The sequence below is a fragment of the Vibrio sp. 1167 genome (genome assembly GCF_033340375.1).
In the GTDB taxonomy this organism is placed as follows: Bacteria; Pseudomonadota; Gammaproteobacteria; order Enterobacterales; family Vibrionaceae; genus Vibrio; species Vibrio alginolyticus.
Window position 1 is genome coordinate 520,902 of sequence record NZ_JAWOWK010000004.1, and the last position, 14,106, is coordinate 535,007.

The following is a 14,106-nucleotide window of genomic DNA, read 5'->3' on the forward strand; positions in this document are numbered from 1 at the left end:
TAATGATTATTATTTTCGAAAGTGAATTATTCACAAATAGAATGAGATGCATAGTGAGAGTTATGGAACGGTTCTTTCCATTTATGGAACTCGTACATAACGCAGTAAGGAGTAAAAGAAATATGCACGACTTAGCATCAATTAGAGCCTTTGATGCGCTCAATCAGCATAAAAGTTTGACAGCCGCTGCTAAAGCCCTTAATCAGCCAAAATCAACGCTAAGTCGTCGCTTGGCACAATTAGAAGAAGACTTCGGTCAGGCTCTAACCGCCAGACAAGGTAATCGATTAGTTCTGACAAGAGCTGGAGAAATCTTTGCCCACTACAGCCGCCAGATTCTTGAGTTAAGTGAAGAGAGTTATGATGCACTTCAAGGTTTAACGAACCAAGTTTCAGGGCCACTGCATATTGTTTGTCACACTGCCTTAGTTAGAAGCTGGCTCGGCGGCGTACTCAATCGTTTTCTTGCTGATAATCCCGATGTTAGAGTTCAACTTACCAGTGACTTTTCTGAGGCGCATCATGACCCAGATTTGTTCATCTGGCTCGGTGAACGTAAAGAGCTAGACTGGCGAAAAGAAGTGCTGGGGGTATTTCGCTATACGCCTTTTGCCTCTCCAAATTATCTAAAACAACATGGGCCTATACCGCACCCCAAAGAACTTGAAGCACATCCATGGATCGATTTTGGTTCAGTGCAAGAAAATGGATTGATGCTAGCACACCCTCAACACGGTGAGTTCTTTTTAGAGCCCTTTGTTAGTCGCTTATACAGCGACAACATAGCAATGCAAATAGACAGTATCGCGAATGGTCATGGTATTGGACTGCTGCCGACTTGGACAGCATGCGGCTATGAGAAACATCACCCAGGGCGAATCACACCTTGCTTAGAAGGTTGGCTTTCTGAGCCTATTTCCATTAACTGCTATACACCAGCAGGACGACCACCACTGCGCTTATCCGTACTTTTAGACTGCATTCACCAAAGCATTCCACAAGGTTGGAAAACCTGACAAAAATAAAAAGGCCATCATAATGATGGCCTTTCTAACTTTAGCGTTTAACAATCGTCGTTTACGTTCGACTGTTTAGACGGTCCTGCAATTACGCTAGCAATTCTTTTGCTGTGTTCACTACGTTTTCAGTCGTGAAGCCAAACATCTCGAATAGCTGACCAGCAGGTGCAGATTCACCGAATGTTGTCATACCGATGATGCGACCGTCGAAGCCTACGTACTTGTACCAGAAATCCGCAATGCCCGCTTCAATAGCGATACGTGCCGTTACGTCTGATGGCAGTACAGATTCACGGTAAGCAGCGTCTTGTTTGTCGAATGCGTCTGTTGATGGCATTGAAACAACGCGTACTTTCTTGCCTTCTGAAGTTAGTTGCTCAGCGGCTTTCACTGCAAGCTCAACCTCAGAACCTGTTGCGATAAGGATTAGCTCAGGCTTACCTTCGCTATCTTTCAGGATGTAAGCACCTTTCGCGATGTCTGCGACTTGTTCAGCAGTACGCTCTTGTTGCGCTAGGTTTTGACGAGAGAAGATAAGTGCAGTTGGTGCATCTTTACGTTCAATCGCTAGTTTCCATGCAACTGCAGACTCAACTTGGTCACATGGGCGCCATGTGCTCATGTTTGGAGTTACACGTAGAGACGCCATTTGCTCAACAGGTTGGTGAGTTGGGCCATCTTCGCCAAGACCGATCGAATCATGCGTGTAAACTTGGATGTTCTGAATTTTCATCAGCGCAGCCATACGCATTGCGTTACGAGCGTATTCCATGAACATTAGGAATGTTGCGCCGTAAGGAACGAAACCACCGTGCAATGCGATACCGTTGATGATAGCAGTCATACCGAATTCGCGTACACCGTAGTGGATGTAGTTGCCAGAGAAGTCCTCCGTTTCTAGAGACTTAGAACCAGACCACATGGTCAGGTTAGAAGGCGCTAGGTCAGCAGAACCACCCATAAACTCAGGAAGCATTTGACCAAACGCTTCTAGTGCATTTTGCGATGCTTTACGTGATGCAATGTTCGCTGGGTTTGCTTGAAGATCGGCAATGATTTGGTTCGCTTTTTCTTCCCACTGTGCAGGAAGTTCGCCGTTTAGACGTCGTTTAAGCTCTGCCGCTTCAGCAGGGTAAGCTGCAGCGTATGCCTCGAATTTTTCATTCCAAGCTGCTTCTTTCGCGGCGCCCGCTTCTTTTGCATCCCACTCAGCGTAAACATCTGCCGGGATCTCAAATGGGCCGTACTCCCAACCTAGGTATTCACGAGCCGCTTGGATCTCATCGTGACCTAGTGGTGCACCGTGACAGTCGTGCGAACCAGACTTGTTAGGAGAACCGAAACCGATAATTGTTTTGGTACAGATAAGCGTAGGACGTGGGTCCGCTTTTGCTGCTTCAATTGCTGCGTTGATCGCGTCTGAGTCGTGACCATCGACTGCTGGGATTACATGCCAGCCGTACGCTTCAAAACGCTTAGGTGTATCGTCAGAGAACCAGCCTTCAACGTGACCGTCGATAGAAATGCCGTTGTCATCCCAGAATGCAATCAGCTTGCCTAGACCAAGAGTACCTGCAAGAGAGCATGCTTCATGCGAGATGCCTTCCATTAGACAGCCGTCACCCATGAACACATACGTAAAGTGGTCAACGATATCGTGACCTTCTTTGTTGAACTGTGCCGCTAGTGCTTTCTCTGCGATCGCCATACCAACAGCGTTAGTGATGCCTTGACCTAGAGGACCCGTTGTTGTCTCGATACCAGGCGCGTAGCCGTACTCTGGGTGACCTGGGGTTTTTGAGTGCAATTGACGGAAGTTTTTCAGATCGTCAATAGATAGCTCGTAACCGCTTAAGTGCAGTAGAGAGTAAATAAGCATTGACCCATGACCGTTTGACAGCACAAAGCGATCGCGGTCGGCCCACTCTGGGTTTGAAGGGTTATGGTTTAGGTGAGAGCGCCAAAGAACTTCAGCGATATCAGCCATACCCATTGGTGCGCCTGGGTGGCCTGAGTTAGCTTGTTGAACACCATCCATGCTTAGAGCACGAATTGCATTGGCAAGATGTTTACGAGACGACATGTCTGCTCCTGAGTACATTAAGCGAAACGAAAAGTAGGTCATAATTCTCTCAAAGCCCTGTTGGGTGTGCAAACGTTTTCCAGTCCAAAACCTCACAAATATTGCACCTTTCGCGCCAAATCGTTCGAGGTTCTTAAAATTATCAATAAATCAGGCAAACGTTTGGTTATAACAAAAACCAAAAAAGAGCTTGTAATTCGAGCAATCAAATTTAGAATAGACGTCTAGATGTAGATACACCTACAAAAATTAGTATTAATTTGCGCTGGAGAGTTTATCATTCCCCAGTTTTAAACCAGATATAGTGGAGCTAACATGGCTAAGCACCTGTTTACTTCTGAGTCAGTATCAGAAGGTCATCCAGATAAAATTGCAGACCAGATTTCTGATGCGGTTCTTGACGCGATTCTAGAGCAAGATCCAAAGGCTCGTGTTGCATGTGAGACTTACGTTAAAACCGGTATGGTAATGGTGGGTGGTGAAATCACGACTTCAGCATGGGTAGACATCGAAGAGTTAACTCGTGAAACCGTTCGTGAAATCGGCTACGTACATTCAGATATGGGCTTTGACGCAGATTCTTGTGCGGTACTAAACACAATCGGTAAACAGTCGCCAGATATCAACCAAGGTGTTGATAAAGCTGACCCTAAAGAACAAGGTGCAGGCGACCAAGGCATCATGTTTGGTTACGCTTGTAACGAAACTGAAGTACTAATGCCAGCGCCAATTACTTACTCTCACCGTCTTGTTCAAAAGCAAGCAGAAGTTCGTAAAAACGGCACACTACCTTGGTTGCGTCCTGATGCAAAATCTCAGGTAACATTCCAATACGATCAAGGTAACATCGTTGGTATCGACGCGGTTGTTCTTTCAACTCAACACTGTGACTCAATCTCAACTTCAGACCTGCGTGAAGCGGTAATGGAAGAGATCATTAAGCCAGTGCTACCTTCTGAGTGGATCAACAAAGAAACAAACTTCTTCATTAACCCAACCGGTCGCTTCGTAATCGGTGGTCCTATGGGTGACTGTGGCCTAACTGGTCGTAAGATCATCGTAGATACCTACGGCGGCGCAGCTCGTCACGGTGGCGGTGCGTTTTCTGGTAAAGATCCATCAAAAGTTGACCGTAGTGCAGCATACGCAGCACGCTACGTAGCGAAAAACATCGTAGCGGCAGGCATGGCTGACCGTTGTGAGATCCAACTTTCTTACGCAATCGGTGTTGCTGATCCAACGTCTATCATGGTGGAAACGTTCGGTACTGAGAAAGTATCTCACGACATCATCATTGAAGCGGTTCGTCAATTCTTCGACCTACGTCCATACGGTCTACAAGAAATGCTTAACCTTCTTCAACCTATCTACAAGAAGACAGCGGCTTACGGTCACTTCGGTCGTGAAGAATTCCCGTGGGAAGCGACAGACAAAGCTGCACTTCTACGCGATTTCGCTGGCATCAAATAATCAAGCCAAGCAAGAATCAATCAAGCCCTCGCCTATGGCGGGGGCTTTTTATTTTCAGCAACTTTTATCCAGCCATTTCGGCTCATACCGCCCTGCCCCACAAAGCAGTCCTGTTTCTCCCTCATTTTTATACCGAATAAATTTTAAGCAATTATTTGTAAATTATCCCATCTCCGCCAATAGTTAAAATATTGTTAACTCCAATTTAAATAGAGACGTCGGATGCTGGCGACTGTGGAAGCAACACTTAAGTAAAGACATGAGTCAGGCATCTTTATGGCCGATACCAAACTAAGCCAATGCTCAGATGTAAACTTGAAAAAGTCGCTTCAAGTTTGACTGAACAAAAACCGCTGTCAGTTGGTATAAGCGGATAATGTGGGAATAAATCAAGGAGGAGTTATGCCTCGAACTGTTAATCCATCGGACTTCCACAACAAACGAAAGGAAGTGCCAGACAACGAATACGCCAGAACCATACCGTGCAATACGGTCAATCTTTCTGCACCTTTTCATTGGCTCGCATTAGGTCTGCATGATTTCGTGCGAATGCCGCTTATTAGTGCTTTCTATGGCATCTGTTTTATGGCTGCTGCGATAGGCATTGTTTTGCTCGTACAGTGGCAAGGCACACACTTAGTCGTCATGCCCAGTTTGATTGTTTACATGTTAATCGGTCCGTTTCTCGCGCTGGGCTTGTATGATGCCAGTTGGGAGAGAGAGCGCGGACACAAAGCAAGCTTGTTCCATTCAATGAAAGCGATCGGTCGTAACTCAACATCTCAATGGGCGTTCGCCGTGTTACTCGCAGTGTGTATGATATTTTGGATGCGCATTGCCGCTCTACTTCATGCACTCTACCCTTCTGTTCAAGGGGCACCTTTAAGTGAGTTCCTACCCTTCCTTGTCATCGGCTCTTTAGTTGGCTTTGTTTTGGCTTGTGTGGTGTTTAGCATTTCAGCCTTTTCTATTCCGCTCATGATGGAGCGTCGCGTAGACATGATGACCGCTGTATTTACCAGCTTTAATGCAGTGAAATCCAACATTCCAGCAATGATTGTTTGGGCAGCGATCATCTGTGGCGGTATTCTTATCGGCTTTGCGACCTACGGGATCGGAATGTTGTTTACCATGCCAATTCTAGGCTACGGTACATGGCACGCTTACCATGCCACCATCAAGAAAAAACACACACCATAATTAACTGATGCTATGATCTGGCCCTCGCAAATGCGGGGGCTTTTTTATTTGATTTATCGAGGTGAATTGTGGATATAGAACTCAGCTATAAAGCCAAGCAAGTGATGGCGGGCTGTATCGCGATGGCGGAACAAGCTTTCAAACGTTCTTTCCCGATTCCAACAATCACCTTCGACGTCCGTGGGAAAGCGGCAGGAAAAGCCTACCTTCAATTAAATCAAGTACGCCTAAACCCTGTTTTATTTCGCGAAAACACCCAAGCATTCTTAGATGAAGTCATTCCTCATGAAGTAGCACACCTGATTACTTATCAGGTTTACGGGCGAGTTAGGCCTCACGGTAAAGAATGGAAAGGCGTCATGGAAGCCGTATTTAACGTACCAGCCAAAACCACTCACAGCTTTGAAGTAAAATCCGTTCAAGGTAAAACCTTTGAGTATCGTTGTGGTTGTATGACCTACCCTCTATCGATTCGCCGTCATAATAAAGTGCTGCGCAAAGAGGCGACGTACTCTTGTCAAAAATGCCGCCAACCACTTAACTTCACCGGTATTCAGTTATCGTAGCCCTTACCTCATAGTGTTACTTGCGTTCCCAAAATAAAGATCGAGTTGATCAAAACCTTCCCTTCGCCACTTATTGTTAACTTACTCATCACTAAAGCTATTTTATGCGTGTTATCATGAATAAAGTCATACTTTATAAAGACTTTTATCATGAAATACTTATTCTCTCTGTTGCTTATCGCGCTTTCTAGCACTGCGATTGCCGCGCCACCGAGCTCATTCTCTGCAGCCAAACGTGAGGCGGTCAAAATTTATCAAGACCACCCAACAAGCTTCTACTGTGGCTGTAACATTCAATGGCAAGGCAAGAAAGGCTCACCCGATTTAGCCTCTTGCGGTTACCAAGTCCGTAAACAAGAAAAACGGGCTGCACGAATCGAATGGGAGCACGTTGTTCCTGCGTGGCAATTTGGCCACCAGCGTCAATGCTGGCAAGATGGCGGACGTAAAAACTGTAAGAAAAAAGACAAAACTTTTCGTTTGATGGAAGCCGACTTGCACAACCTAACTCCTGCTATTGGTGAAGTAAACGGTGACCGTTCGAACTACAACTTCAGCCAATGGAACGGTATGGATGGCGTAAGTTATGGTCGCTGTGAGATGCAAGTGAACTTTAAGCAGCGTAAAGTCATGCCACCAGACCGTGCGCGTGGCTCAATTGCTCGCACCTATCTATACATGAGCAAAGAGTACGGTTTCAAACTGTCGAAGCAGCAAACGCAATTAATGAGTGCTTGGAACAAAACCTATCCTGTCGATAAATGGGAATGTGAGCGTGACGAGCGCATTGCAAAAGTACAGGGCAATCACAACCCATTTGTTCAAGAAGCCTGCCGCGCACTGTAACCTCCGACCTCGAAGCGTTTCAATTACTGATATTGAAACGCTTCTTGCCCCTTGTTTTTTCGGTGCAAAGCATCCATGTTAGGGTTTAAGTTTATTCTCTTGCTGGAAATCTCATGCGTACCCCTCGAATTTATCATCCAGAAACCATTCATCAACTTGGCTCACTTGCTTTAAGTGACGACGCAGCAGGCCATATCGGTCGTGTTTTGCGCATGAAAGAAGGCCAAGACGTTTTCCTTTTTGACGGCAGTGGCGCAGAGTTCCCAGCGGTTATCAGTGACGTCAGCAAGAAATCAGTTTTGGTTAACATCACCGAGCGCTTAGAAAACAATATTGAATCCCCTCTAGATCTGCACCTTGGTCAAGTCATTTCACGTGGCGATAAGATGGAGTTCACCATCCAAAAGTCTGTTGAACTTGGCGTCAATACCATCACTCCTCTGATTTCTGAACGTTGTGGCGTCAAGCTTGACCAAAAGCGTTTTGAGAAAAAACTCGCGCAATGGCAGAAAATCGCCATCAGTGCCTGTGAGCAATGTGGGCGTAATGTCGTGCCCGAAATTCGTCCAATTATGAGCTTGGAAGAGTGGTGTAAAGAAGAGTACGATGGTTTAAAGCTTAACCTTCACCCTCGTGCTAAATACTCAATCAACACTTTGCCAACCCCGGTTGAAAAAGTGCGCCTACTGATCGGTCCTGAAGGCGGTTTATCGTCTGAAGAAATCGAGATGACTCGAGAATACCAATTTGAAGAAACGCTACTCGGCCCTCGCGTTCTGCGTACCGAAACAGCGGCTCTGACAGCAATTACAGCCTTACAAGTTCGTTTCGGCGATCTTGGTTAAACGGAGAAAAATAATGATCAAACTCGGTATCGTAATGGACCCAATCTCGTCCATTAACATCAAAAAAGACTCTAGCTTTGCCATGATGCTTGAAGCGCAACGACGCGGCTATGAAATCCACTACATGGAAATGAATGATCTGCATCTCGATCAAGGCGTTGCCATTGCAGATACTAAAGTGGTAGAACTAAAAGAAGATCCAAACGGTTGGTACGAGTTCAAATCAGAGCAAACTATCGAACTGTCTGAGCTAGACGCGGTGCTAATGCGTAAAGATCCTCCGTTTGATACTGAATACATCTACGCGACTTACATCCTTGAGCGTGCAGAAGAACAAGGTGCACTGATCGTTAACAAGCCTCAAAGCTTACGTGATTGTAACGAAAAGCTGTTTACAGCATGGTTCCCAGAGCTGACACCTACAACGATCGTGACGCGAAAAGCAGAGAAAATTAAAGAATTTCGTGAAAAACATGGTGATGTCATCCTGAAACCGCTTGATGGTATGGGTGGCGCGTCCATCTTCCGTGTAAAAGAAAACGATCCAAACGTCTCTGTAATCATCGAGACATTGACTAACCACGGTCAAAACTACGCAATGGCACAAACCTTCGTGCCAGACATCAGCAACGGTGACAAACGTATCCTAGTGGTAGATGGCGAACCTATGCCTTACTGTCTAGCACGCATTCCTGCTAAAGGCGAAACGCGCGGCAACCTAGCCGCTGGTGGTACTGGTGAAGCTCGTCCGCTAAGCGAAACCGACCTCAAAATTGCGCAAACCGTTGCCCCGACACTGAAAGAAAAAGGCCTTATCTTTGTTGGCCTTGACGTAATTGGCGACAAGCTAACAGAAATCAACGTCACCAGCCCAACCTGTATTCGCGAAATTGAAGCAGCTTTTGATATCTCAATCACAGGCAAGCTGATGGATGCGATTGAGCGTCGAGTAAAAGGCGAATAACTCAAACTGTATTACAGTTAATAGAGAGCGTAGTACATTAACTTAAGCAAACTCATGCACATACCTAGATGATAAACTGTATGATGTTTGCTTAAGGGCATTTACGAGAGTTAAGGGTCAGTATGAGTATGAATCTCACAAATCACTTTTTGGTTGCCATGCCTGGGATGAAAGATCCGTACTTTCAAAACAGCGTGATCTACGTTTGTGAGCACAACGAAGACGGCGCTATGGGGCTGATGATCAATGCTCCTGTTGATATCACCGTCGGCAACATGCTCAAGCAGGTGGAAGTTCAGCCAGTACACCCGCGCCTATTTGAAGCCAGTCTAGATAGACCAGTTTACAATGGCGGCCCAATCTCGGAAGATCGTGGCTTTATTTTGCATAAACCCAAAGATTACTACGAGTCCAGCGTCCAAATGACCGATGACCTCGCGGTAACCACTTCGCGTGATATTCTGTCGGTGTTAGGAACAGAAGCAGAACCAAGTGATTACTTAGTGGCACTTGGCTACTCCGGTTGGAGTGCAGGCCAATTAGAAAGTGAGCTGGTCGAAAACTCTTGGCTCACCATTGAAGCGACGCCTGAAATTATCTTTAATACACCAATCAACGAGCGTTGGAAGAAAGCGATCGAAAAGCTGGGCATCGACCCAAGTCACCTTTCAGCAGACTCTGGACATGCTTAGTCCAAATATACAGTTACATTAGATAGAGACACCTTATGTCACGCACAATTATGGCTTTTGACTTTGGAACCAAAAGCATTGGTAGCGCTATTGGCCAAGAAATTACTGGTACAGCTTCCCCATTAAAAGCCTTTAAAGCCAATGACGGTATTCCAAACTGGGACGATATCGAAAAGCAAATCAAAGAGTGGCAACCAGATTTGCTAGTGGTCGGTTTACCGACCGATCTGCATGGTAAAGACCTTGAGACCATAACCCCTCGTGCACGAAAATTTGCTAAGCGTCTGCAAGGCCGATACGGATTGCCTGTTGAACTGCATGATGAGCGTTTATCTACTGCAGAAGCTCGTGCGGAGTTGTTCAGCATGGGCGGCTATAAAGCCCTATCGAAAGGTAATGTTGACTGCCAGTCAGCAGTGGTGATTCTAGAAAGCTGGTTTGAAGCCCTTTGGGATGAGTAAACACTTCAAGCACAATGAAAAAAGGTTGGCTCCTGCCAACCTTTTTTGTTTCTGGATTGGATTAATCCATATCGATCTTAACGTTCGCCAAACTGCCCGTAGAGAATGCTTCACCACGCTGCGTTTTCAACATCAAGCGCAGATCATTTGCCGAGTCGGCACTATGTAGTGCATCCTCTTCGCTGATCTTACCTTGCATCACTAACTTATAGAGAGATTGATCGAACGTCAGCATACCAAACTCATTTGAGCGAGCCATGGTTGACTTCAACTCATGTAAATCTCCGCGACGAATCAAATCCGACACACGTGGACTATTTAGCAAGATCTCAAATACACCATGACGTCCCTGCCCATTTTTATCTCGGATCAGCTGCTGACCAACCACGCCTTTTAGGTTCATCGACAAATCGAACAAGAATTGTTCTTTTTGATCTTTCGGTACCAAGTGAAGAATGCGCTCTAAAGCTTGGTTTGCATTGTTGGCGTGCAACGTTGCCATACACAGGTGACCCGTTTCGGCGAAGGTCATCGCGTATTCCATTGTTTCACGGCTACGGATCTCACCAATCAAAATCATATCTGGTGCTTGGCGCAGCGAGTTTTTAAGCGCAACTTCATAGCTTTCCGTATCTAACCCAACTTCACGTTGAGTCACGATACAGCGCTTGTGTTCATGCACGAACTCGATCGGATCTTCGACCGTCAAAATGTGCCCGGTTTTATTGCTGTTTCGATAGCCTGTCATCGCCGCCATAGTGGTCGATTTACCCGAACCAGTAGCACCGACCACCAGCACCAAACCACGCTTAGCTATCGCCAAATCTTGCAACACTAACGGTAACTTTAACTGCTCAAAAGTAGGAATATTAGTTTCAATACGACGAATCACTGCGCCTGGTAACTCGCGTTGAAAAAAGGCACTCACACGGAAGCGACCACAATCTCTCACAATGGCAAAATTCGACTCGCGACTTTTACGAAATTCCTGACGCCGATCTGGTTCCATAGCGCTGTCGAGTAATGCAGCCACATCACTCTCGGTGAGTTTTTCCCCTTGCGGACGCAATTCGCCATCCACACGAAATAGAATTGGCGCTCCAACCGTGATGTAAAGATCCGACGCTTTCAGCGCCAACATGCCTTCGAGAAATTTATCTAGATCCATCTTCCGTATTCACCATTATCTGTATGAACGTTACGAGAATTGCTGCACTTCTAATCCGATCTTACTATCGACCTCTTCACGAGCAACCATGCCTTGCGCCATTAACTGACGAGCATTTTGCTCCATGGTTTGCATGCCGTGAGCCGCACCTGTTTGAATAATCGAATACATCTGCGCGACTTTGTCTTCGCGGATCAAGTTACGAATCGCAGGCGTTGCCATCATAATTTCATGGCATGCAATACGGCCACCACCATTACGCTTCAGAAGCTTTTGCGCGATAACCGAACGAAGGGACTCAGATAGCATCGAGCGGACCATATCTTTATCACTACCAGGAAACACATCGATAATACGGTCAATGGTTTTTGCCGCCGAGCTGGTGTGCAACGTCCCGAAAACTAAGTGACCCGTTTCTGCCGCCGTTAAGGCAAGGCTGATGGTTTCTTTGTCACGCATCTCACCAACCAGAATAACGTCTGGGTCTTCGCGCAATGCACTACGCAAAGCATTTTGGAAACTATGGGTGTCACGGTGAACTTCACGCTGGTTGATCAAACATTTATTGTTGTTGTGAACAAATTCAATCGGATCTTCAATTGTGAGTACGTGCTTGTTGTGATTACGGTTAATGTAGTCAACAATGGCTGCTAAGGTCGTCGATTTACCTGAACCTGTTGGGCCAGTGACCAGAACTAAGCCTTTTTCAGCGTTCGCAATTTTTTTGAAGATCTCTGGCGCTTCTAGCTCTTCCAGAGTTGGAATGCTACTTGGAATGGTACGAAATACTGCCGCACAACCGCGAGATTGGTTGAAAGCGTTGACACGGAAACGGCCAACGTTATGCAACTCAAAAGAGAAATCGACTTCGAGTTTTTCTTCGAACTCACTGCGTTGGGCATCGTTCATGATTTCGAAAACCAAACGATGCACTTCTTGGTGTGTAAACGCTGGAATGCCTAGTTTTCTCACATCCCCATCAATACGAACCATTGGTGGGACACCTGCAGAAAGATGTAGATCCGAGGCATTATGTTTTACACTAAAATTCAGTAACTCAGTGATATCCATTTAAAATCCTTAAGTCTAAAGTACAGCTATGAGTAGTATTCAACAAAATATTGAACATATCACCTCTCAAATTCGATATGACGAGCAAAAATGTGGTCGAACTCCAGAGTCAGTGCAACTTCTAGCGGTAAGCAAAACTAAACCTGTCGAGGCAATTCTCGAAGCCTACCAAGCGGGACAAACCGCCTTTGGTGAAAACTACGTTCAAGAGGGCGTCAGTAAAGTTCAGCACTTTGCCGAGCATTATCCAGATAATCGAATCGAATGGCACTTCATTGGCCCGATTCAATCCAATAAATCGCGACTTGTTGCTGAACATTTCGATTGGGTTCACACCATCGATCGAACCAAGATAGCTCAACGCCTGAATGATCAGCGGCCAAGCGAACTTAAACCGCTACAAGTTCTGATTCAGGTTAACACCAGTGGTGAGGCATCTAAGTCTGGTGTCACTGAAGCGGAAGTATTCGAGCTGGCGGAGTTGATTTCTCGCCTACCTAACCTCACTTTAAGAGGGTTGATGTCGATTCCTGCCAACGTGTCTGACTACGAATCACAACTCCGTGAATTTCAGAAGTTGGCTACGTTGAAGCAAACACTCGAAGCACAGTTCCCAGAAATCGATACATTATCAATGGGAATGAGTGGTGATATGACCGCTGCAATCGAAGCTGGTAGTACAATGGTTCGTATTGGAACCGCTATTTTCGGCGCACGAGACTACAGCTAAATCAACAAAACGCTCACTCGCGACATAAGTTATGTCGTCAATCGTTAGAGCGTAAATGCGCAATCATCTTACTCGCCAATAGGAGCAGTAAGTAACAGCGGCGCCATTATACACCTGAGCGCACAACAAATTCTAAATATCATGATGGAAATCAGACAAATGGAACATAAAAAAATCGCCTTCATTGGTGCTGGCAACATGGTGAGAGCCATTGTTTCCGGCTTGGTTGCTAACGGATACCCAGCGCAAAACATTACCGCGACGGCTCCTTCAGAGGCTCGCCGCCTTCTGCTAGAACAAGATTTTGGCATCCGTACCACCAGCGATAACATCCAAGCTGCGACCGAGGCGGATGTGGTGGTATTGTCTGTAAAACCGCAAATGATGGCGGATGTCTGTAAACCACTGCAATCGATCGATTTCACTAATAAACTGGTGATTTCTATTGCCGCAGGCATCAACTGTTCACGATTGGATGATATGCTAGCCACCAAATTGAACTTGGTTCGTGTTATGCCAAATACGCCATCACAACTTGGATTGGGTATGAGTGGGTTGTTCGCACCAACTCATGTAACCGAGCACGACAAAGCTTTTGCCGCAGAGTTAATGGAAGCGGTCGGTAAAGTATGTTGGGTTGAGCAAGAGTCTGGCATCAATAATGTGATTGCCGCAGCGGGCAGTGCTCCAGCATACTTCTTCCTGTTTATGGAAGCGATGCAAGCAGAAGCGATTGCGCAAGGCTTTGATAAAGAGACCGCTCGACTATTGGTTCAGCAAGCTGCACTGGGCGCGGCCAGTATGGTGGTTAGCAACCCAGAAACTGAGCTATCGACCCTGCGTGAGAACGTAACTTCGAAAGGTGGGACAACGGCAGAAGCACTGCGTACATTCAACGAACATCAACTTTCAGATATTGTCGCTAAAGCCATGCAAGCTGCTGTGGCTCGCGCGGAAGAAATGGAAAAACTGTTTTAATTATTTGGATGAA

At 46.0% G+C, this 14,106-nt stretch carries 14 protein-coding genes; 11 read left to right on the forward strand and 3 right to left on the reverse strand.

Translation table 11 applies throughout. The features are described 5' to 3' along the window. Positions 1–122: 122 nt before the first annotated feature. The gene (locus tag R7Z78_RS11780; RefSeq protein ID WP_017633561.1) at positions 123–1,016 is read left to right on the forward strand and encodes a LysR family transcriptional regulator; all 894 of its coding nucleotides are present in this window, start codon (positions 123–125) and stop codon (positions 1,014–1,016) included. A gap of 91 nt (positions 1,017–1,107) precedes the next feature. On the opposite strand, the gene tkt is transcribed toward R7Z78_RS11780, so the two are convergent. Further along, the gene (tkt, locus tag R7Z78_RS11785; RefSeq protein WP_005381028.1) at positions 1,108–3,102 is read right to left on the reverse strand and encodes a transketolase; all 1,995 of its coding nucleotides are present in this window, start codon (positions 3,100–3,102) and stop codon (positions 1,108–1,110) included. A 315-nt stretch (positions 3,103–3,417) separates the two neighbouring features. Here tkt and metK point away from each other — a divergent pair, with 315 nt between their 5' ends. The 8 genes from metK to ruvX all read left to right on the forward strand — a co-directional run bounded on the left by metK (position 3,418) and on the right by ruvX (position 10,146). Further along, positions 3,418–4,572 carry a methionine adenosyltransferase gene (metK, locus tag R7Z78_RS11790; RefSeq protein ID WP_005381027.1) on the forward strand — a complete coding sequence of 385 codons (1,155 nt, stop codon included), beginning with the start codon at positions 3,418–3,420 and terminating at the stop codon, positions 4,570–4,572. Positions 4,573–4,974: 402 nt separating this feature from the next. Further along, positions 4,975–5,772 (forward strand): DUF2189 domain-containing protein, encoded by a 798-nt coding sequence (locus tag R7Z78_RS11795; RefSeq protein ID WP_005381026.1) that lies wholly within the window; start codon positions 4,975–4,977, stop codon positions 5,770–5,772. A 68-nt stretch (positions 5,773–5,840) separates the two neighbouring features. Continuing rightward, complete coding sequence (locus tag R7Z78_RS11800) at positions 5,841–6,338, forward strand: SprT family zinc-dependent metalloprotease (protein WP_005381025.1); 498 nt, start codon at positions 5,841–5,843, stop codon at positions 6,336–6,338. Positions 6,339–6,488: 150 nt separating this feature from the next. After that, the gene (gene endA, locus R7Z78_RS11805) at positions 6,489–7,184 is read left to right on the forward strand and encodes a deoxyribonuclease I (RefSeq protein ID WP_017635582.1); all 696 of its coding nucleotides are present in this window, start codon (positions 6,489–6,491) and stop codon (positions 7,182–7,184) included. Between the two features lie 113 nt (positions 7,185–7,297). Then, on the forward strand, positions 7,298–8,029 hold the full coding sequence (gene rsmE / locus R7Z78_RS11810; RefSeq protein ID WP_104975597.1) for a 16S rRNA (uracil(1498)-N(3))-methyltransferase: 732 nt from the start codon (positions 7,298–7,300) through the stop codon (positions 8,027–8,029). Between the two features lie 13 nt (positions 8,030–8,042). Next, the gene (gene gshB / locus R7Z78_RS11815; RefSeq protein ID WP_005381021.1) at positions 8,043–8,993 is read left to right on the forward strand and encodes a glutathione synthase; all 951 of its coding nucleotides are present in this window, start codon (positions 8,043–8,045) and stop codon (positions 8,991–8,993) included. A gap of 128 nt (positions 8,994–9,121) precedes the next feature. Next, positions 9,122–9,685 (forward strand): YqgE/AlgH family protein, encoded by a 564-nt coding sequence (locus R7Z78_RS11820; protein WP_104976024.1) that lies wholly within the window; start codon positions 9,122–9,124, stop codon positions 9,683–9,685. Between the two features lie 35 nt (positions 9,686–9,720). Continuing rightward, positions 9,721–10,146: a Holliday junction resolvase RuvX gene (gene ruvX / locus R7Z78_RS11825; protein WP_053304143.1), complete on the forward strand. Its 426-nt coding sequence runs from the start codon at positions 9,721–9,723 to the stop codon at positions 10,144–10,146. A gap of 61 nt (positions 10,147–10,207) precedes the next feature. On the opposite strand, the gene R7Z78_RS11830 is transcribed toward ruvX, so the two are convergent. Both R7Z78_RS11830 and R7Z78_RS11835 read right to left on the reverse strand, forming a co-directional pair. Beyond that, positions 10,208–11,314 (reverse strand): PilT/PilU family type 4a pilus ATPase, encoded by a 1,107-nt coding sequence (locus R7Z78_RS11830; RefSeq protein WP_005381016.1) that lies wholly within the window; start codon positions 11,312–11,314, stop codon positions 10,208–10,210. A 30-nt stretch (positions 11,315–11,344) separates the two neighbouring features. After that, positions 11,345–12,385 (reverse strand): type IV pilus twitching motility protein PilT, encoded by a 1,041-nt coding sequence (locus tag R7Z78_RS11835; protein WP_104975598.1) that lies wholly within the window; start codon positions 12,383–12,385, stop codon positions 11,345–11,347. Positions 12,386–12,413: 28 nt separating this feature from the next. Here R7Z78_RS11835 and R7Z78_RS11840 point away from each other — a divergent pair, with 28 nt between their 5' ends. Beyond that, complete coding sequence (locus R7Z78_RS11840; RefSeq protein ID WP_005384521.1) at positions 12,414–13,115, forward strand: YggS family pyridoxal phosphate-dependent enzyme; 702 nt, start codon at positions 12,414–12,416, stop codon at positions 13,113–13,115. A gap of 159 nt (positions 13,116–13,274) precedes the next feature. After that, positions 13,275–14,093, forward strand: a complete 819-nt coding sequence (proC, locus tag R7Z78_RS11845; RefSeq protein WP_005381013.1) for a pyrroline-5-carboxylate reductase — start codon at positions 13,275–13,277, stop codon at positions 14,091–14,093. The last annotated feature ends 13 nt before the right edge of the window (positions 14,094–14,106 follow it).

Bases quoted from the DNA above. Each gene is read 5' to 3' on its own strand.
- R7Z78_RS11780 (WP_017633561.1), top strand. From the start codon at position 123: ATGCACGACTTAGCATCAATTAGAGCCTTTGATGCGCTCAATCAGCAT.
- tkt (WP_005381028.1), bottom strand. From the start codon at position 3,102: ATGTCGTCTCGTAAACATCTTGCCAATGCAATTCGTGCTCTAAGCATG.
- metK (WP_005381027.1), top strand. From the start codon at position 3,418: ATGGCTAAGCACCTGTTTACTTCTGAGTCAGTATCAGAAGGTCATCCA.
- R7Z78_RS11795 (WP_005381026.1), top strand. From the start codon at position 4,975: ATGCCTCGAACTGTTAATCCATCGGACTTCCACAACAAACGAAAGGAA.
- endA (WP_017635582.1), top strand. From the start codon at position 6,489: ATGAAATACTTATTCTCTCTGTTGCTTATCGCGCTTTCTAGCACTGCG.
- rsmE (WP_104975597.1), top strand. From the start codon at position 7,298: ATGCGTACCCCTCGAATTTATCATCCAGAAACCATTCATCAACTTGGC.
- gshB (WP_005381021.1), top strand. From the start codon at position 8,043: ATGATCAAACTCGGTATCGTAATGGACCCAATCTCGTCCATTAACATC.
- R7Z78_RS11820 (WP_104976024.1), top strand. From the start codon at position 9,122: ATGAATCTCACAAATCACTTTTTGGTTGCCATGCCTGGGATGAAAGAT.
- ruvX (WP_053304143.1), top strand. From the start codon at position 9,721: ATGTCACGCACAATTATGGCTTTTGACTTTGGAACCAAAAGCATTGGT.
- R7Z78_RS11830 (WP_005381016.1), bottom strand. From the start codon at position 11,314: ATGGATCTAGATAAATTTCTCGAAGGCATGTTGGCGCTGAAAGCGTCG.
- R7Z78_RS11835 (WP_104975598.1), bottom strand. From the start codon at position 12,385: ATGGATATCACTGAGTTACTGAATTTTAGTGTAAAACATAATGCCTCG.
- R7Z78_RS11840 (WP_005384521.1), top strand. From the start codon at position 12,414: ATGAGTAGTATTCAACAAAATATTGAACATATCACCTCTCAAATTCGA.
- proC (WP_005381013.1), top strand. From the start codon at position 13,275: ATGGAACATAAAAAAATCGCCTTCATTGGTGCTGGCAACATGGTGAGA.